The organism is Wolbachia endosymbiont (group A) of Gastracanthus pulcherrimus, assembly GCF_964028265.1.
Lineage (GTDB): Bacteria > Pseudomonadota > Alphaproteobacteria > Rickettsiales > Anaplasmataceae > Wolbachia > Wolbachia pipientis.
The window spans coordinates 164788-183843 of record NZ_OZ034763.1 but is presented as its reverse complement, the minus strand read 5'-3'; the positions used below and the strand labels follow the sequence as shown (position 1 = coordinate 183843).

The following is a 19056-nucleotide window of genomic DNA, read 5'->3' as shown; positions in this document are numbered from 1 at the left end:
TAACTGTATTAATATATACTCCTCAGTTTGTATATTCTGTATAAAATTTAAGTAGCTTAAGTGATGGATAAAAAAGTGCTATTAGAACTAAGTAATGGATTAAAAATCGAGCTACCTGTATTAAGCGGAACAACAGGTCCTGATGTGTTAAATATCAAGGATTTATATAAGATGACAGGATTATTCACTTACGATCCAGGGTTTGTTTCTACAGCTTCATGCTCTTCTACAATTACATTCATTGATGGAGATGAAGGAGTTCTTAAATATAGGGGACATAATATAGCTGATTTGGCAGAGAATAATAATTTTACTGCTGTGATTTATTTATTGCTCTATGGTGAATTACCCAGTTCAGAGCAACACAAAAAATTTCTTCTCAAAATACAAGAATCATCCAAAGTATCAGAGCAAGTTACAAATGTAATTAAAGCATTTCCAAAAACTGCTCACCCTATGTCAATCTTAGTTGCATGTTTTGCAAGTTTGTCAGCATCTTACCATGAAAAGCATGGCAACAATATCAATGGTGAAGATCTAGATTTTGGAATTTCTGCAATAGCGCAAGTTTCCACAATTATTGCAATGATTTATAGGCATATCAACAATCAGGAATTCATAAATGCTAACAATGAATTAAGTTACAGTGAAAATTTCTTAAAGATGATATTTGGCGATGCTGTTGATAATGATAAAAGCACCCTTTTTGCAAAAGCTCTGGATAAAATATTTACTCTCCATGCTGATCATGAACAGAATGCTTCTACGGCGGCTGTCAGATTGGTGGGATCGGCTGGTTCTAATCTGTTTGCAAGCCTCTCTGCAGGAGTTGCTACACTTTGGGGACCAGCACATGGTGGAGCTAATGAGGCAGTTATAAATATGCTAAAAGAGATAGAGCAAAGTGGAGATATAGATAAATTCATCGAAAAAGCTAAAGATGATAAAGATCCATTTAAATTGATGGGATTTGGACATCGTGTTTATAAAAATTATGATCCGCGCGCGCGTATATTGAAAGGCGCTTGCCATGAGGTTCTAAGTAAACTAGAACAAAATAATGAACTGCTTAAAATTGCAAAAAAACTTGAAGAAATAGCTTTAAAGGATGAATATTTTATTGTGCGTAAGTTATATCCAAATGTTGATTTTTACTCAGGTATAATAATGAATGCTATCGATATTCCCTCAAATATGTTCACGCCTATTTTTGCACTTGCAAGAACCACTGGTTGGGTTACTCAGTGGTATGAAATGATAAATGATAAAGAAACTAAGATCTGTAGACCAAGGCAACTCTATTTTGGTAAATAAATTTATTTTCACTTCATTAGACTTCTTGCATAACCCAAACTAAGTAGAAAAAAGGTGTCATCCGAGTAGCTGACACTGGTTCCTTTACGACGGAAGTGTCCAGAGGTGTCATTCCAGTCTGGAATCCAAAAAAAAGGATGGTGTCATTCCGTATCCGTTCAGCCAATGGCGTCAACTTAAGAACTTTCATTAGCAAACTCTCCTAAAGACATGATGGCGTTTAGGCTTATCTACTTTATTGCGGCTGTCCCGGTCGGATTTTAACTTTAGCGCGTATACTTAAAAAGGGCTTGAAAGTTTTTTGGTGCAATAAGTACCTGATAGAGTTTCTGTCTCATTACACTAAATAAAACTGAAAAATTTAAACGATACTCAGTAATTTGATCTGGGTTCCAAGGCCCTTGTGCATCACATATATGAAGCGATAATATATTGCACATGACCAAGTTTGCCCAAAATTCTTGTAATACAGCCTCTCCAGAAAAATTCTCTAACTCTGCTCCTACTTTGAGTCGTTTATAGCACTCCTCTATGTGCCACCTTAACACATAAGCTTTGCTCCAAAATCTCGGTCAAAAACTCTGTTTCTCAGTTGGCTAATGTCAGCACTATAACTCTTACTTTCTGTCCTTTCATTTTATTTTTTAGCTTTTCATTTTCTAATATAAAATCAAAATCTAATGCGCCAGCGTTCCCATAGCTTAGAGGTTGTCCACAAACCAGTAAATCAAGCATATTCCCTACTTAACATAACTTTACTCATAGCCAGATATATGAAACTTTCAGTAGATGTTGTAAGTAAATCGTACTCCTTTGATAGCCTTCTATTTCTATTGATCCAAGCAAAAGTCCTCTCTACCACCCACCTTCTCGGCTGTACTGAAAATCCAGGATCCCGTTGTGGCAATAGTTCTAGTGGTGTATCTTTATGCACCCAAAACCTACATGGAGGCCTTTTGACAATTTCAATATCTATCCCATATTCTCTCTTTACGTAATCCTTTAAATCTTTTCCTTGGTATCCCATATCAGCCCACATTTTCTTAATATTGCTGTATTTTTCCTTCATATTGTCCAATGCCATCTTCACCCCATCTCTGTCATTTTCGCTTGCAGCTCCTACATAGCAACCAAGCACAAATCCTTGAGTATCTGTGATTATATGTCTTTTTCTCCCCTTTACCTTTTTCGCACCATCATAACCTTTGCCCCCCCTTTTTCCGTGGTTTTTACCGATTGACTGTCCACTATGCATGCGCTCGGCTTCCCATTTTTGACCTACTATATTTAGTGATATCATAGTTCATTTTCTCAAAAATTCTCTGCTTTTTCCATCTTCTAAACTGTTCATGCACAGCCTTCCACGGCGGAAAATCGTGTGGTAAATAGCGCCATTGACATCCTGTGCGCAGTATATAAAGAATTGCATTTACTATCTCACACTTACTGTATTTTGGCGGCCTTCCTCCTTTCTTGTACGATACTCTGAAGTGTTTTTCTATTCTTGCCCATTCCCTTTTACTTAAATCTGTTGGATATTTTTTCCTCATCTCTTACCTCAATATTCTTTCTTTATATACTACGTATTCCTTGGTTTGTGGACAACCTCTAAGTATAAAAGTAGCCGTTTTATGTTAAAACACAACGTTCTTGATGAGATTACGGCAAGGCTGGATTCCAGTGTCAGCTACTTTCATGACACCATTTGCTGTGCAATTTACCTTCAAAAATGAATGTTCATACAGTTATGGAATGAATCGCGGTGTGACGTAGGGAAACCTTTCTTGAGTTAGCTATAGCACTATAAAATTGTCCGCAGGGCCATATAAAAGTCGTGGTGAGTTAATAAATTTTTATGGAAGAAAGGATATATTAGAAAATTGAGGGTTTTAAAGGAGGTAAAAATGAGACTGTATTATAAAGATATCACAGGTCTTATCAAAGAACCCTACCGCTCCAGAGGAAGGGATTATTTTGACAAAAGAAAGGTACAGATTATATCTGTTAATGAATCTCAAGCTAAATCAAAGGTAGTTGGATCAAATGTATATCGAGTAACACTAAAGCACGATGGTCCTCTTTTGAGTGGAACATGTTCCTGTCCTGCATTTGTGTATTATGATCCATGTAAGCATATGGCTGCAACAGGTTTTGCTTTGGTTGCACTTGATAGAAAGGAGTATCGATCGTCTACGCGCCCAGATGAACAGACTCTCTTTGAAAGGTTTTACTAAGAAAAACAAAGCAAGAGCTAATTTCAATAATTACTCGTTCCAGTAAACATTATCCTGAGATTTTTGAAGAACTAGAGGATAAAGAATATGAGCAATTTATTCAAAGTGAACTTTCAAAATCCGAGAATTATGTATAAAACAACCGGAAAGATGGTGAGATCAGGTAATCTATGGCTAAGACGTCATACCGCCGCGGTATCTCTTAGCCGCTAACACGTAGCGGGATGACGAGATGCCACCACGAACCGTCATACCGCGCGATTCATCCGCGGTATCTCTTAGCATAGATCCCGCTAACAAGCAGCGGGATGACGGTTGTCGTTTAGCTATAAACATTAAGAAATTTACCAAACGAAAAAAAAGGCAAAAAAAGCCCCATGATTGGCTAATTACTTACATTATACTTTCAAGTATGGCGTTTTTTCATTCTAAACACTTAATAACCGCGATTCAGCTACTTTTAAACCGCAACTAATCTAAATTATAAACGTTAAGAAATTTACTAAACAGAAAAAAAGGCAAAAGAAACCCTAGGGTAGCTAGTTATTCACTATCCATTTTTTAAGTTGGCGTTTTTTTATGTTTTAAACGCTTTATAAGCGCGTTTCAGCTTATGTAGGTAGAAATTTTATAAGACATAAGGTGCACATAGTGCAAAAAATTAAACATGAGACGCCAGATACGTGAGTTTTTTTGTCATTTAATCTGTACAGAGAAGATAAATAAATAGCTTCAGTGTTTATGATAAGGGGGCTGGCGGAGTTTGTCAAGTGGTTTTTTAGCCACGTTTCCCTGTTATAATGTTCGTTTGCTTGACCTAAGATCCAGGAGTATTTAAACTGAACCCTATACAGTGCTAAAAATGATAGGAAATCTAAGCGGAATAGTTGATGAAGTGCGCAGTGATCACATAATCCTGAACGTGAATGATGTTGGCTATATAGTGCACCTTTCTGCCAAAACTTTAAATGCATGTTCCATCGGAAGTAGAGTTAAATTACTTATCGAAACCTATGCAAATAACAGAGAAAATGTCGCTCAGCTATATGGTTTTATAAGCGAAGAAGAACAGCAGTGCTTGAGGTTGCTTGTCAAAGTAAGCGGCGTTAGCTATAAAACTGCAATGTCAATTTTGGGCAAATTAACTCCAGAACAGCTATTTTTGGCAATTATGAATGAGGATAAAGTAACACTCAAGATGAGTGGACTTGGCCTGAAACTCATAAATCGAATCATCACTGAATTGAGTGGCAAAGTGAGTAAACTAGAAATAAATAACAATAATTTTCATCCAATCAATGAAGATGCCCTTTCAGCATTGATCAATCTTGGGTATGAAAAAATGAAAGCTTATGATACGATAAAAAAATACAGGCCAAATCTGGACACTAAGGATATTATTCGCATGGCGCTTAAGGAGCTCTCAACATTATGAAATCAATATCGTGCGGTAAAGAATATACTGAAGATGCGCGCAATATCAACATCAGACCTGAACAACTTGATGATTTTGTCGGACAAAAAGACTTAATACAAAATTTAAAAGTGTTTATAAACGCTGCACAGACGAGAACTGAAGCTTTAGATCACGTCTTATTGTACGGTCCTCCAGGGCTTGGCAAAACAACTTTAGCACAAATTGTTTCTAAAGAATTAAGAGTTAGCTTTCGCGCAACTTCTGGTCCTTTACTTAGTAAAGCTGGAGATTTGGCCGCAGTGCTTACCACTTTAAATGCAAAAGATGTCCTATTTATCGACGAAATCCATAGATTAAATCGCAGCATTGAAGAAGTTTTATATACTGCTATGGAAGATTTCTGCCTGGACATATTAGTAGGTGAAGGCCCATCTACTCGCACTTTAAGGATAGATCTACCACCATTTACGCTAATTGGAGCAACAACACGGCTTGGATTACTTTCTGCGCCACTCAGAGATCGTTTTGGCATTCCTTTGCATCTTGAGTTTTATTCCTTTGAGGAGCTGGTTAATATTATAAAAAGAGGCGCAAGAGTTCTTTCTGCTGAAATTGAAGAGGATGCAGCACGGGAAATTGCCTGCCGTGCGCGCGGCACTCCAAGAATTGCTTTGAGGTTACTCAGAAGAATAAGGGATTTTGTTGAAGTGAAAGATGATAAAAAAATCACTTATGAAGTCGCTGATTCTGTATTACTAAAATTGGGTGTAGATAAAATGGGACTCAATAAACTTGATATGAATTATCTAAGATTTTTATTCAACACCTCAGGACCTGTTGGAATTGACACTATATCTATTGCACTATCTGAGGATGTTGGCAATATTGAAGAAACAGTAGAACCTTATTTAATCAAAATTAGTTTTGTAAAGCGCACACCAAGAGGACGCGTTTTAACTGACCAAGCAAAGGAGTATTTGAGCCTTTAATATTAGAGAGCTTTTCTACCATAATTCAATTATATATTGATTGGCATGATATCATATACTGGCATTTTTGCGTATGAAGGCATATATGTTAAATAGCACTGAAACTGTAGTTCAAATTAAAACTTCTCCGTTTCGTACTCGCTAGTTATGCTATTCTAACTAATGAAGCTACGGTTTGTGGTAATAGGAAAAAACTGGATTCCAGCGTCACGCGCTACCCTATGGGTGCTGCTCGCGTATATTCTTTCTTTCACCATCTCAGTGTTTCTTTCTTATTATGCCAGTACCATTTTCTTGTCATTCAAGTAGCTCCCCTCTTGTCATCCCAGTGCTTGACACTGGGATGGCTTTGTTGCATAGCAACTGAAAAATCTGGTGGCTACTGACAAAATTCATTATAAAATAGCCATTTAACCTTGAAAGAAAAAATATGCCACAAAAAATGAGGGTCAGTAACCATAGCGAATATAACAAATTTCTAGAAAAAAGAGGAAATATTTTTCATTATATCAACGAAGCCATAGAAAAGTGGTACGAGAATGGTCCAAAAATACCAGGTGGCAACAATATTTATAGCGATAAAGTTGTAATTTTGGTGCACATAATAACTTGTTTATTTAGAATAGGCCTGAGGCAAACAGTTGGGTTTATAGCAGGATACCTTGAGCAAATTGGGAAAAATTTGCAAGTTATCAGCTATTCACAATCATCAAGAAGGTTTAAGAAACTCAATATTAAGATCAATGATTGCAGAAAATAATATGGAAGATATCGAAATTGCTATAGACAGTACAGGAATTAGTATATACAACAACACTCCTGGTCATAGCAAAGAAAATAGCGAAGATAGAAAGTATCGCAGCTATGAACAGACAAGAAAATTGCATGTAATGTTGAATACAAACAGCAAAAAAGCCATAGCTGTAAAATACAGTAACGGTGTCTACTCTGATCACTATGGAGCTTGTGATTTGCTAAAAGAAGTCGATTTTCAGTATGTCATAAAAGTACTATATGCAGATAGGGCATATGACAGAGAAAAGCTCTATAAGCTGTGTAATCAATATGGTATAAAAACGAAAATTCCTCCGAAAAACAACGCAGCAGAGCATCCAAAATTGGATTATATGCTTGATAGAAATGCCGCTATTCAGTTAATGAAATTACATGGTGAGAATGGTATAAAAAGATGGAAAGAAGAAGTAAATTACGGAAAAAGATCGTATATTGAAGGATTTTTCTCAAGGTTGAAGCGAATATTTGGGTTTAGTTTTAGGAGCAAATCTGAAATTAATCGTGAGAAGGAACTGCTACTCAAGTGTTATTTGCTTAACAAATTTACTGAAATAGGCATGGCTAAGTTTGAGATAGCTTCATGAATTTATTGTACGTTACCTACTATCCGAAGAGCGATGCAACAAAGCCATCCCAGTGTCACGCACTGGGATGACAAGAAAGGGAGCACTGGAATTTTTGTTTCAATATTTGTACATAAGCCATGCATCTGAACAGATACAATGTTATAACTAGAGATAATTTTTAAATGATTGATATTTATGAACTACGACTTTTCTTGTTGTCCACTTGTTCAACATTACCCTTCTCAAGTTTACTATCTACTTCTTTTGTGTGTTCATCATCTATACTAGTTTCATCTTTTATCTTACTAGGGTAATCTTCCTGCGATTTTTTATATGCTTCCATGTTGTCATATATAGGGTTACTGATGATTTCTATTTTTTCAGGTGTGAAAATCCTTGCTAAAAATCTCCTTATTATTGGTATTGACCTTAAGAGATCTCTTAGCTTTGAAGATTCTTGTCTTTTGTTTAGAGACTGTTGGTCTATTTTAGAGGTTTTTACACCATACTTTTTATCATCAAAATTTATTGTAGGCTTTCTTTTATTCGAAAGAACACTTTGGGCCTTTGATCCATTGGTTCCTTCAGGCCCTTGAGGTGTAGAAATTGCAGGTTTAACCTTAGTTTCATCGTATTCCTTACTCATCTTTCATTTCATTATGTAATATTACTAATATTGCATAATAATAGCTAAATTACAATTAATTGCAAGGTAAAAATATTAAAACAATTGTAAATTTTGTCAGTAAAAATATAATAGAATTTTGAAATTAGAGGTTCATCTATATGGGATACAAAATTGCTGTTATTGGAGCAACCGGAAGAGTAGGGCGTGAGGTATTAAGCACGCTTGCTGAATTTCAAGATGAGGCGATAGATTGCGTTATTGCACTTGCATCGAAAAAATCAGAAGGGAAGAAGGTGAGCTTTGGTGACAAAGAGTTAACAGTTTTATGCCTTGAGGATTATGACTTCGTTGGAACTAATGTAGCCATTTTCTGTGCTGGATCTCATGTTTCTGAAGAGTATGTACCAATTGCAACACAGGCTGGATGCATCGTGATAGATAACAGTTCCCATTTTAGAATGAAAGAGGGTGTGCCACTCATTATTCCAGAGATTAATAAAGAAAAAATTATGGAATATAAAAACCACAACATAATATCCAATCCAAACTGTACTACAATACAGATGCTGCTAGTACTACATCTATTACACCAAAAAGCAAAAATAAAGAGAATCGTTGCTTCAACTTATCAATCAACTTCTGGTGCAGGCAAAGCAGCAATGGATGAGCTCTATGACCAGACAAAAAAAATCTTTATGAACGAAGCTAAAAAACCCAAGATATTCTCTAAGCAAATAGCATTCAATTGCATTCCCCATGTAGGAGAATTCATGGAAAATGGTTCTACAGAAGAGGAATGGAAAATGCAAGAGGAGACAAAAAAAATTTTAGAGGAAGATATAAAAGTTACTGCAACTTGTGTAAGGGTACCCGTCTTTATCGGTCACGCTATGGCAGTAAATGTGGAATTTGATCAACATATCACTGAAGAACAAGCTCGTGAAGTGCTAAGTGAAGCCGAAGATAGTGGAGTTTTAGTGTACAACAGGCGTGAAGATAGTGAATACATAACTCAAATTGATGTTGTACAGGAGAATGCTGTATATGTATCGCGTATTAGAAGAGACAATACTGTTGAGCACGGATTAAATATGTGGATAGTGGCTGACAACCTGCGCAAAGGCGCAGCATTAAATATAGTGCAGATTCTTGAGATTTTGATAAGAGAGCATTTGTCAATCAAGTGCATATAGAGCGCACGTACGTTGTAATTCGAAGGAAATTTGTATACCACATGGCAGCGCGTGACGCTGGAATGGCTTTGTTGCATCGCTACTTATGAAAGGCTAACTATAATTAGGATTATAAGCAACTTATTGAAAATCTTGTTTTTTTTGCAATCAATCTGATCAAATTTAAGAATAGTAACTTGTTATTTATATTAATAAATTTAATTCTATTGAAAATAGCTAAAGCATTGAAATTCTTGAATTTTAGCCGGATTAGTGAGTGGTAGTGAAATTTCTTTTACTCAAATTTAGGTATTCACTGACCGTTCTTGTTATAAATACCAGAATAATAAGCTACTGATATTCTCCACCTTTTTTATCTTTAATCCATCATAGCTAGCGATGCAACAAAGCCGGCTGGATTCCAGTGGGCTTTGTTGCATCGCTCTTCGGATAGTAGGTAACGTACAATAAATTCATGAAGCTATCTCAAACTTAGCCATGCCTATTTCAGTAAATTTGTTAAGCAAATAACACTTGAGTAGCAGTTCCTTCTCACGATTAATTTCAGATTTGCTCCTAAAACTAAACCCAAATATTCGCTTCAACCTTGAGAAAAATCCTTCAATATACGATCTTTTTCCGTAATTTACTTCTTCTTTCCATCTTTTTATACCATTCTCACCATGTAATTTCATTAACTGAATAGCGGCATTTCTATCAAGCATATAATCCAATTTTGGATGCTCTGCTGCGTTGTTTTTCGGAGGAATTTTCGTTTTTATACCATATTGATTACACAGCTTATAGAGCTTTTCTCTGTCATATGCCCTATCTGCATATAGTACTTTTATGACATACTGAAAATCGACTTCTTTTAGCAAATCACAAGCTCCATAGTGATCAGAGTAGACACCGTTACTGTATTTTACAGCTATGGCTTTTTTGCTGTTTGTATTCAACATTACATGCAATTTTCTTGTCTGTTCATAGCTGCGATACTTTCTATCTTCGCTATTTTCTTTGCTATGACCAGGAGTGTTGTTGTATATACTAATTCCTGTACTGTCTATAGCAATTTCGATATCTTCCATATTATTTTCTGCAATCATTGATCTTAATATTGAGTTTCTTAAACCTTCTTGATGATTGTGAATAGCTGATAACTTGCAAATTTTTCCCAATTTGCTCAAGGTATCCTGCTATAAACCCAACTGTTTGCCTCAGGCCTATTCTAAATAAACAAGTTATTATGTGCACCAAAATTACAACTTTATCGCTATAAATATTGTTGCCACCTGGTATTTTTGGACCATTCTCGTACCACTTTTCTATGGCTTCGTTGATATAATGAAAAATATTTCCTCTTTTTTCTAGAAATTTGTTATATTCGCTATGGTTACTGACCCTCATTTTTTGTGGCATATTTTTTCTTTCAAGGTTAAATGGCTATTTTATAATGAATTTTGTCAGTAGCCACCAGATTTTTCAGTTGCTATGCAACAAAGCCATCCCAGTGTCAAGCACTGGAATGACACCATTTGCTGTGCAGTTTACCTTCAAAAATGAATGTTCGTACAGCTATGGAATAAATCGCGGTATGACGGTTCGCAGCGGTATAGTAACTCGTCACCCCGCTACTTGTTAGCGGCTGAGATACCGCGGCGGTATGACGTAGAAGCTATACTTTTATACTCACCAACTCAGTATCCAATCTGGATCCAAGTAGTCAAGCTATTCGGATGACACCCTCATAAAGTGAAATGAGATCCCGCTAACACGTAGCGGGATGACGGGAAAAGAGGTACTGGGAGACATCCTTCCTGGTAGACCCAAATCACAATGTTCGCACAGTTGTGCGTCACGCGCTGCCGAACACTGTATGGTTATACAAGAAAAATTAAGGCTTAAAAGGAATTTTAAGTATCAGGACTCAAGGTTTTTATTCCTTCTTAATAAAACATAAAAAGCCCCTTTACCACCATGTTTTTTCGTAGCTTGTTGGTAGTATAGAACCATATGCTGGATTTTAGTGTCATTTAACCATTTATTTAAGTTACTCTTTATAGTGTCTGTTTTATTTGTTGCACTGCCGTATCCCGTAATTACCAATAAACATCTATTTCCTGCTCGATAATTTTTGATAATAAAATCTATCAATTTACAGTAAGCATCCTCTATATTATAGCCGTGCAAATCGAGCTTATCGCTTATAAAACATTTACCCCTATCAATCTTTGATTTTGTGTTGTAGTCAAGACAAAATGATGAGTTACTATTATTGGTATTAAGAAAATTCCCTTGTAAGTCGGAGGTACCTTTATCAACCATAGACTTTATATTTACTTTATGATCAACTTTCAAAGTAACTTTTCCACATTCTATTGGCTTAACATTTTTTTGCCAATCCAACTCATCGTCCGACATAAACGCATTAATCGAATTGTATAATTTTACAACAATATCCAAACATAGTAAAATGTTGCTTATTCTATAAAAACCCGATTTTCAATAATACGATGAAATCGTCAAAAACTAATGAGAATTTTTGGCTGTATGGAAAGCACACCTGCATGTCAGCACTGAAGAATAAAAATAGGCGGTGTATAGAACTGTTAGCAACAGAAAATTTCTATAGAGAGCACAAAAAAGAAATTAGGCAATGTGTAGACAGTAAGGGCATTAAAGTTCGATTAGTAGAAAACAAAATACTTAATGACGTTGTACCCAAAGGTGCTAACCATCAGGGAATTGCTTTAAATGTTGCCCCTATTCTTTATAACTTAAGCATTGAAGAAATAGCTGAAAGCTCAAACGACAGCTCTACTATAGTCATTTTAGATCAAGTCACTGACACGCACAATATTGGGTCGATTTTAAGAACTTCAGCTTGTTTTAATGTCAACGCATTGGTTTTACCACATAACCATTCACCGAGTGAAAATGCATCTATTGCAAAAGCAGCAAGTGGGGCTTTAGATATTGTTCCGCTAATATACGTTACAAATATAGTAAAAACTATGCAGTATTTAAAAAAGGTCGGCTACTGGTGTTACGGGTTTGATTGCAATGCTAAAGAAAATATAGATGAAATAAAGAGTCTTGAGAAAAAAAGAGTAATTATTTTTGGTTCTGAAGAGAAAGGAATGCGGAGGTTAGTTAAAGAAAATTGTGATTATCTTTTAAAGATCCCAATATCAAACGTAATTGACAGCTTAAATGTTTCAAATGCAGCAGCAATAGGCCTATATTCTATTTATATTAAAACAAATGCCAGCGCATAGCTGTTTATAATAAAAACACTTGATAAAAATGTGGTTTTATATTATAATGTGTTAAATAATGGACAAAAGGAGTTATATTATGTCTTATATGAGAAATGAACAGGATATTCGCTCTCAAGGCGTTTACTATAGCGCTGGGCTTAGAAGTTACCTAACTAAAGTATACAATTACATGGCTTTAGCTTTGGGCGTCACAGGGCTTGTTGCATTTTTAACAGTATTTTCTGGTCTTTTTCAAGTAATTTATTCTAATCCCGTTCTATCGCTTGTGGTGATGTTATCTCCGGTTGCATTGGTGTTCTACATGTCTTATAGAATTCAACACCTAAGTGCTCAGTCTGCCGTTGCTATATTTTTCTCGTTCTCAGTGTTAATGGGGCTTTCCTTATCTTATGTTTTTATAGTTTATACTGCAGAAAATATAGCAAGGGCGTTTTTCATTACATCAATCATGTTTGGCTCTATGGCTTTATATGGCAATACTACAAAAAGAGATCTTACAAGTATGGGCTCTTTCTTGATTATGGGAGTTTGGGGGTTAATCATTGCGTCTATAGTAAATTTATTTCTTGGAAGTAGTCCTCTCCACTTTGCAATATCGTTCATATCAGTAATAGTCTTTACCTTAATGACTGCGTATGATGCTCAAAGAATCAAGGACGTTTATTATAAACATAATGACGGATCAGAAGTTGCTACTACTAAATTGGCAATACTCGGTGCAACTAATCTTTATTTTGACTTTATTAATATATTTCTCAATCTACTCAGGTTACTTAACTTGTTCAACAATAGGGATTAGATGTTTTCCTTTTTAAGGAAAGGCAGTAAGAATTCTATAGTTTTCTTTTTAGTATCTTTAGTTGTGTCGATGATATGTCTTGCATATGCATCGGTACCTCTATATAGCATTTTCTGTAAAGCTACTGGGTATGGTGGCACAATAAGAAAAGTAACTAACACAACAACAAATATAACTAACCAAAAGATCAGGGTCCATTTCAATGCTGATATAATGTCCGATCTACCTTGGGAGTTTAAATCAGAAACTAACTACGTTGACGTAAACATAGGAGAACAAAGTTTAGCGTTTTATTACGCAAAAAATCTATCTGATCAGCCTTCATTTGGAATGGCGGTGTATAACGTTACGCCTTTCAAAGCAGGTAAGTATTTCAATAAAATTGCATGCTTTTGTTTTGAAGAACAAATGTTGCTACCAAAACAAAAAGCAGCTATGCCCGTATCTTTTTATATAGATCCTGAGATAATGCTTGATAACAATACAAAAGATTTGAGCGAAATAACACTGTCATACACGTTTTTTAAGCTTAAGTAACAGAATGTTTGCAAACCATGTCATTTCAGTAATCAATAGGGTGTCATCCAAGTAGCTGACACTGGAATGACAGGAGGTAACGCAAGAAGTCTATTGATTGTGAAAACAATAACTTTGCAAAATATTAATTGTTAGATAACATAATCAAAGTTTTTGTCTTAATATTCATCATGGTTAGAGCTATACAAATTAAAAAAACTGGGGGACCAGAAGTATTAGAATTTGTAGATAAGAGCATAGGTGAGCCAAAAGGCGAGGAAGTCTTAGTGCGTCACACAACTATCGGCTTAAATCGTTATGATTTAGAGCACAGAAAAGGTACACGCAAAATTAAAAATTTACCATCAGTGCTTGGAGTGGAAGCAGTTGGGGTTATTGAAAAACTTGGTAAAAAAATCAGTGATGGATTCAAAGTTGGAGACAGAGTTGGATATTGCACAGCTCCTCCAGGGGCATATTGTGAAAAGCGCATTATACACCAGAAATATCTGATAAAAATTCCAGATGACATATCTGATGAAGTTGCTGCTGCAGTGCTGTTTAAAGGTATGACAGCTCACTATTTAGTTAATCAATCTTATAAAATCAGGCCTGGTGCTTTCGTGCTAGTTCATGGAGCTAATGGTGGCTTAGGGCAAATAATATGTCAATGGGCAAAGGATAAAAAAGGTGTAGTGATAGGTTCTGTAAGCTCTGATGAAAAAATGAAGATAGCTTTACAAAGTGGCTGCACATACGCAATAAACTACAATGATAAAGACTTCGTTTCTAAAATTATGGAGATTACGCAAAACGGAGGAGTAGGTGCAGTGTATGACCCCATAGGTTACGCTACAAGTAAGCTCTCTTTTGAATCTTTAGGCAGGTTCGGCATATACGTTTCCTATGGGCAGATATCAGGTAACGCTCCTATTAGTTTTTCTTTACTTAGTTCACGTTCGTTATTTGCAACTGGAACCTCAATATACCATTATAAGCATGATAGATTCACATTAGTGCTTACCACAATGGAAATCTTCGAGATGATAAGAAAAAAACTTTTAACTGTACGGATCAATAAAAAATATAAATTTGATGAAATAATTCAAGCACATCACGATATGGAAAATAGAAAAACGAGTGGGTTAAATATTATTAAAATCTCTCAAATAAATTAATAGTTAAAATTAACCATTCATTAAATTATATCAACTAGAATTTCACATATTTAATTCTCCTTTTGGGGGAATTAAAAGCATATAGCTAAACTGACTTAGGCTTACCGACGATTTGAAAAACCATCATTTCGCTACTCGTTAGCGGAATCTATACCGCGAATAGACTTCTTGCATAACCCAAATTAAGTAGAAAGAGGTATCATCCGAGTAGCTGACACTGGTTCCTTTATGACGGTAGTAGCCCCCCTTCTCCTGTCATTCCAGTGCTCTCTTCTTGTCATCCCAGTGCCCAGACACTTGTATCTTTATGATGTGAGGCATTAGAGCTAAAATACCTCACAGGGAGGGTGAAGCTGATGCGACACTAATGCCATTAAGGCCGAATCCCAGATTTTGCTTCCCTCCCATAGAGTTAAAGACTGAACAGTATCTTTTGGAATTATATCCCGTATTACAAGGTTAGTCTAAACTCTCAGTTTATTTATAGTCTTGGAGGCAATTTTATGCAAGTAAATGCTATTTTGGGTGTGGATATTTCAAAAAAGAAATTTGATGTTTGTTAGAGGTTGTCCGGAAACAAGTAAATTCAAGCATATTCCCTCTTTAACATAACCCTACTCATAGCTAGGTATATGAAATTCTCAGTGGATGTTGTGAGTAAATCATACTCCTTCGATAGCCTTCTATTCCTATTAACCCAAGCAAAAGTCCTTTCTACAACCCATCTTCTTGGCTGTACTTTAAACCCTTGTTCTCTTGTTGGTAGTAGCTCAGGTGGCGTATCTTTGTGCACCCAAAATCTACATGGAGGCCTTGTAACAATTTCAATATCTATGTCATATTCTTCCTTTATGTGATTCTTTAAATTTCTTCCTTGGTATCCCATGTCAGCCCACATTTTTTTAACTTTAGTATATTTTGTTCTCATATTGTTTAATGCTATTTTAATACCATCTCTATCATTTTCGTTAGCAGCGCCTACGTAACAACCTAGTATAAAACCCTGAGTGTCTGTAATTATATGCCTTTTTCTACCCTTTACTTTTTTACTTCCATCATAGCCTTTGATCCCCCCTTTTCTGTAGTCTTTACAGATTGACTATCTACTATACAGGCACTCGGCTGCTCATTCCTTCCTATTTTTCTTCTACTATATTTTGTAATTTCATAATTCATTTTCTCAAAAATTCCCTGCTTCTTCCATTGCCTGAACTGCTCATACACAGTCTTCCATAGCGGAAAATCATTTGGTAAATACCGCCATTGACACCCTGTACGCAATACATAGAAAATTGCTTCTAATATTTCTCTTTTGCTATACTTTGGCGGCCTTCCTCCTTTCTTGTATGATACTCTGAAGTGTTTTTCTATTCTTGCCTATTCCCTTTCGCTTAGATCTGTTGGATACTTTTTTCTCATCTTTACCCCGTACTAAAATTTCAGATATTATAGCCTTTTACTTGTTTCCGGACAACCTCTAATACCAATTCCCATTACAGGGCAAACAGATGGACAATGATGGAAGAAAAGCCATACTGAAGTAAGTAAAATAGCGAGGTTTAAATGGCATTAAGATCAAAATTATTGGATGAAAAAGTAGTAGAATCAGCAAAAGAAATGCTGAAGAAAGTAAGGAATAATGCATATGTTTCAAAAAAACTAAATGCTGTAATTGCAGCAAAAAAGTACAGTATAACGGCTGTAGCAAAAATATATTGCATTTCAAGAAGCGCACTAACTTCGTGGGTAAAACTCTTGAAAATTGGCAGAGAAGAAAAACTGTTTGCTCCTTCACAACGTCGTAGAAAAACTAAATTAAATCAGGCTCAACTACAGCAAATTGAAGAGTGGATAGAAGAAAATCCTAATATCACCATTAAAGAAATGAGAATAAGAATCCAGGAAAAGTTCGGATTAAATATCAGCAAATCTACAGTACACCGCCATATGCAAAAGATGAAATTCTCATATATTACACCAAGACCAGTTCATAATGGACAAGATAAAAGCAAACAAGAGGAATTCAAAAAAAAATCTCAATTGAGCTATTAGCAAGTATCCAGAAAAAGAGCTATTTTTCTTTGATGAATCACGGTTTGGCACACATTCAAAAGTTGGACATGGGTGGTTTAAAAAGGGGATTAGAACACAGGTTAAAACAAAATTAGGTAGGCAAAATTTCTATCTCTATAGTGCAGTTAATCCTAGAAATGGAGAGAGTTCTAGCTTATTTGCACCAAATGTCAACACTGATTGCATGAACATATTTCTTGAGCAAATTTCGCAATATCTAGAAACACGAGAGGCTTTTCTCGTTATGGACTGTGCTAGTTGGCATAGGTCAAAAAATTTAAAGGTACCTAAAAATATCGACATTATATACCTACCTCCATACTCACCTGAGCTAAATCCTGTTGAGAGGCTTTGGTTATATATAAAACAGAACATTTTGCGCAATAAAATATACGATACAATTGCTCTACTTGAGGGTGCTTTGTGCAAATTTATTACTTCTCTTGCCAGCTCCACAATTAAACAACTCTGCAATGTTTCCTATTTGACTGGACAACAATGAGAATTGGTATAATTAGCCAACCACGGGGCTTCTTTTGCCTTTTTTTCTGTTTAGTAAATTTCTTAAATATTTATGGCTAAACGACAATCGTCATCCCTGTAAAGGTCAAGTATCCCGCTACGTGTTAGCGGCTAAGAGATACCCGGCGGTATGACGGTTCGTGATGGCATGACGATAAGGTTCCAGTGTCAAGCGTTTGGCATGCAAATTTCCTTAAACGTTCGTAAGCTTAAAACTTTACTTTAGATCAAACTGCTGTATAGTGACTTTATGGCTTCAATTTTGTAATGAATATACCTAGTATAGAAAATTGTGATCTTCACAATAAAACCGTCTTACTCAGAGTTGATTTCAATGTTCCTATAAAAGATGGAGAAATTCGTGACGTCACTCGTATTTTGAGAGCATTGCCTACTATTCAGTATTTAGTGAATGCGAGTGCAAAGATTATTATTATATCGCATTTTGGACGCCCAAAGGCTAGAGACAATAATCTGTCGCTAAAAAATATAATTGACACTTTATCACAGTTACTAAATAAAAAAGTGAAATTCATTGATGATTGCGTTGGTGAAAAAGTGCAAAAAGCAGTGAGTGCTATGGATGCAGGAGATATAATATTACTAGAGAATCTAAGATTTTATGAAGGTGAAAAGGAGAATGATGCAAACTTTGCCAGACAATTAGCATCTCTGGCGGATACATATGTCAATGATGCATTTTCTTGCTCTCACAGAGCTCACGCTTCTATTTCACGCATTACAGAGTTTTTACCTTCCTACGCGGGATTTTGCTTGCAAGATGAGCTAAAGTATCTTGAAAAAGCTGTATCGTTTAAAGCTAAACCTATTACTGCGATAGTTGGGGGAGCCAAAATGTCAACTAAGATAAAAATGCTTATAAAGCTAACAGAAAAGGTTGATTACCTAGTTCTCGGAGGTGCAATTGCTAATAATTTTTTGTCATTTAGCAAAGTAAATATAGGGAAATCTTTCTTTCAAAATGGTGTTGACGACCTTCTGCATAATATTCTTGAAACAGCAAATAAAAACAATTGCAAAATAGTTGTGCCAGAAGACGTTCTGGTTGCAGTAAACTCTGATTACAGCACTAGTATTTCAAGAAGAACTGAGTCCATTTTGGACGGTGATATAATTTTGGATATCGGACCACAAACTTTGAGTACAATAAGCAGTATAATAGCAAGCAGTAAGACTCTGCTGTGGAATGGACCTATTGGTGTTTTTGAACATTCAGCTTTTGCAAGTGGTACAATAGGGGTAATGAAAATCGTAAGTGACTTAACGCACAAAGGAAAGTTAACCAGCATAATAGGGGGAGGCGATAGTCTATCTGCAATAAGTGCTGCAGGCTTTACCGATAAGGATTTTACATATGCTTCCACTGGTGGAGGAGCATTTTTAGATTGGTTAAGTGGCGATGAAATGCCGGGAGTTGCTGCTCTGCAAAAATGATTAGATTAAAACTTTTTTAAATTATTTCTTATAGGCTAGCTTTTTTGTGAACGTGATTATGTCGAAGACAGTTAAACTAATTTTGTGTTTAATGATACCAATAATAGGATTTAT

Annotated in this window: 20 protein-coding genes and 2 pseudogenes; 14 read left to right on the top strand and 8 right to left on the bottom strand. The window is 35.7% G+C overall.

The features are described from left to right. Window positions 1-63 precede the first annotated feature (63 nt). Entirely contained in the window at window positions 64-1314 is a 1251-nt protein-coding gene (locus tag ABWU47_RS00915) for a citrate synthase (protein WP_077188600.1), read from the top strand. Between the two features lie 16 nt (window positions 1315-1330). Here the strand turns inward: ABWU47_RS00915 and ABWU47_RS00910 are convergent, their stop codons facing one another. The 3 genes and pseudogenes from ABWU47_RS00910 to ABWU47_RS00900 all read right to left on the bottom strand — a co-directional run bounded on the left by ABWU47_RS00910 (window position 1331) and on the right by ABWU47_RS00900 (window position 2864). Beyond that, the gene (locus tag ABWU47_RS00910) at window positions 1331-1504 is read right to left on the bottom strand and encodes a hypothetical protein (RefSeq protein ID WP_156517996.1); all 174 of its coding nucleotides are present in this window, start codon (window positions 1502-1504) and stop codon (window positions 1331-1333) included. After that, window positions 1504-2004 (bottom strand): annotated as a pseudogene (locus ABWU47_RS00905) (IS4 family transposase); the annotation flags it as partial. The pseudogene ABWU47_RS00905 and the gene ABWU47_RS00910, both read right to left, overlap by 1 nt. Window positions 2005-2041: 37 nt before the next feature. Continuing rightward, window positions 2042-2864, bottom strand: a pseudogene (locus tag ABWU47_RS00900) (IS5 family transposase). Window positions 2865-3218: 354 nt separating this feature from the next. Between ABWU47_RS00900 and ABWU47_RS00895 the strand changes: the two are divergent. The 5 genes from ABWU47_RS00895 (at window position 3219) to ABWU47_RS00875 (ending at window position 7333) form a co-directional block, all read left to right on the top strand. Beyond that, window positions 3219-3548: an SWIM zinc finger domain-containing protein gene (locus ABWU47_RS00895; protein ID WP_077188599.1), complete on the top strand. Its 330-nt coding sequence runs from the start codon at window positions 3219-3221 to the stop codon at window positions 3546-3548. Window positions 3549-4410: 862 nt separating this feature from the next. Next, window positions 4411-4983 (top strand): Holliday junction branch migration protein RuvA, encoded by a 573-nt coding sequence (ruvA, locus tag ABWU47_RS00890; RefSeq protein WP_077188598.1) that lies wholly within the window; start codon window positions 4411-4413, stop codon window positions 4981-4983. After that, window positions 4980-5954, top strand: coding sequence for a Holliday junction branch migration DNA helicase RuvB (ruvB, locus tag ABWU47_RS00885; protein ID WP_077188597.1), 975 nt, complete (start codon window positions 4980-4982; stop codon window positions 5952-5954). Before ruvA ends, ruvB begins: the two co-directional genes overlap by 4 nt. Before the next feature lie 430 nt (window positions 5955-6384). After that, window positions 6385-6714 (top strand): transposase, encoded by a 330-nt coding sequence (locus ABWU47_RS00880; RefSeq protein WP_007548762.1) that lies wholly within the window; start codon window positions 6385-6387, stop codon window positions 6712-6714. Continuing rightward, the gene (locus ABWU47_RS00875; protein ID WP_082246250.1) at window positions 6698-7333 is read left to right on the top strand and encodes a transposase; all 636 of its coding nucleotides are present in this window, start codon (window positions 6698-6700) and stop codon (window positions 7331-7333) included. The genes ABWU47_RS00880 and ABWU47_RS00875 overlap by 17 nt, the downstream gene beginning before the upstream one ends. A gap of 175 nt (window positions 7334-7508) precedes the next feature. On the opposite strand, the gene ABWU47_RS00870 is transcribed toward ABWU47_RS00875, so the two are convergent. Next, on the bottom strand, window positions 7509-7961 hold the full coding sequence (locus ABWU47_RS00870) for a hypothetical protein (RefSeq protein ID WP_077188596.1): 453 nt from the start codon (window positions 7959-7961) through the stop codon (window positions 7509-7511). Window positions 7962-8101: 140 nt separating this feature from the next. On the opposite strand from ABWU47_RS00870, the gene ABWU47_RS00865 reads away from it, so the two are divergent. Continuing rightward, window positions 8102-9136, top strand: a complete 1035-nt coding sequence (locus tag ABWU47_RS00865; RefSeq protein WP_012673309.1) for an aspartate-semialdehyde dehydrogenase — start codon at window positions 8102-8104, stop codon at window positions 9134-9136. A 452-nt stretch (window positions 9137-9588) separates the two neighbouring features. Here ABWU47_RS00865 and ABWU47_RS00860 read toward each other — a convergent pair whose 3' ends face one another. Further along, window positions 9589-10224, bottom strand: a complete 636-nt coding sequence (locus ABWU47_RS00860) for a transposase (RefSeq protein WP_082246250.1) — start codon at window positions 10222-10224, stop codon at window positions 9589-9591. Next, a complete protein-coding gene (locus ABWU47_RS00855; protein WP_007548762.1) occupies window positions 10208-10537 on the bottom strand; it encodes a transposase in 330 nt (109 codons plus the stop codon). Before ABWU47_RS00855 ends, ABWU47_RS00860 begins: the two co-directional genes overlap by 17 nt. 34 nt (window positions 10538-10571) lie before the next feature. On the opposite strand from ABWU47_RS00855, the gene ABWU47_RS00850 reads away from it, so the two are divergent. Further along, window positions 10572-10760 (top strand): hypothetical protein, encoded by a 189-nt coding sequence (locus ABWU47_RS00850; protein WP_338482635.1) that lies wholly within the window; start codon window positions 10572-10574, stop codon window positions 10758-10760. Between the two features lie 278 nt (window positions 10761-11038). Here ABWU47_RS00850 and ABWU47_RS00845 read toward each other — a convergent pair whose 3' ends face one another. Continuing rightward, window positions 11039-11539, bottom strand: coding sequence for a Smr/MutS family protein (locus tag ABWU47_RS00845; RefSeq protein WP_077188595.1), 501 nt, complete (start codon window positions 11537-11539; stop codon window positions 11039-11041). Window positions 11540-11631: 92 nt separating this feature from the next. Between ABWU47_RS00845 and rlmB the strand changes: the two genes are divergently transcribed. The 4 genes from rlmB to ABWU47_RS00825 all read left to right on the top strand — a co-directional run bounded on the left by rlmB (window position 11632) and on the right by ABWU47_RS00825 (window position 14892). Then, entirely contained in the window at window positions 11632-12396 is a 765-nt protein-coding gene (gene rlmB / locus ABWU47_RS00840) for a 23S rRNA (guanosine(2251)-2'-O)-methyltransferase RlmB (RefSeq protein ID WP_077188594.1), read from the top strand. Window positions 12397-12475: 79 nt separating this feature from the next. Continuing rightward, window positions 12476-13198, top strand: coding sequence for a Bax inhibitor-1/YccA family protein (locus tag ABWU47_RS00835; RefSeq protein ID WP_006279377.1), 723 nt, complete (start codon window positions 12476-12478; stop codon window positions 13196-13198). Beyond that, the gene (locus ABWU47_RS00830; RefSeq protein WP_006279376.1) at window positions 13199-13735 is read left to right on the top strand and encodes a cytochrome c oxidase assembly protein; all 537 of its coding nucleotides are present in this window, start codon (window positions 13199-13201) and stop codon (window positions 13733-13735) included. A 170-nt stretch (window positions 13736-13905) separates the two neighbouring features. Next, the gene (locus tag ABWU47_RS00825; protein WP_077188593.1) at window positions 13906-14892 is read left to right on the top strand and encodes a quinone oxidoreductase family protein; all 987 of its coding nucleotides are present in this window, start codon (window positions 13906-13908) and stop codon (window positions 14890-14892) included. A 586-nt stretch (window positions 14893-15478) separates the two neighbouring features. On the opposite strand, the gene ABWU47_RS00820 is transcribed toward ABWU47_RS00825, so the two are convergent. Further along, window positions 15479-16263 (bottom strand): IS5 family transposase gene (locus ABWU47_RS00820; RefSeq protein WP_238513981.1). Its coding sequence is split into 2 segments (ribosomal slippage): window positions 15479-15942 and window positions 15942-16263, totalling 786 coding nucleotides; the frame shifts between segments, so codons are not numbered across the junction. A gap of 192 nt (window positions 16264-16455) precedes the next feature. Here ABWU47_RS00820 and ABWU47_RS00815 point away from each other — a divergent pair. Next, window positions 16456-17467 (top strand): IS630 family transposase gene (locus ABWU47_RS00815; protein ID WP_410530061.1). Its coding sequence is split into 2 segments (ribosomal slippage): window positions 16456-16935 and window positions 16937-17467, totalling 1011 coding nucleotides; the frame shifts between segments, so codons are not numbered across the junction. A gap of 287 nt (window positions 17468-17754) precedes the next feature. Further along, window positions 17755-18942, top strand: a complete 1188-nt coding sequence (locus ABWU47_RS00810) for a phosphoglycerate kinase (protein WP_077188326.1) — start codon at window positions 17755-17757, stop codon at window positions 18940-18942. Window positions 18943-19056: the final 114 nt, after the last annotated feature.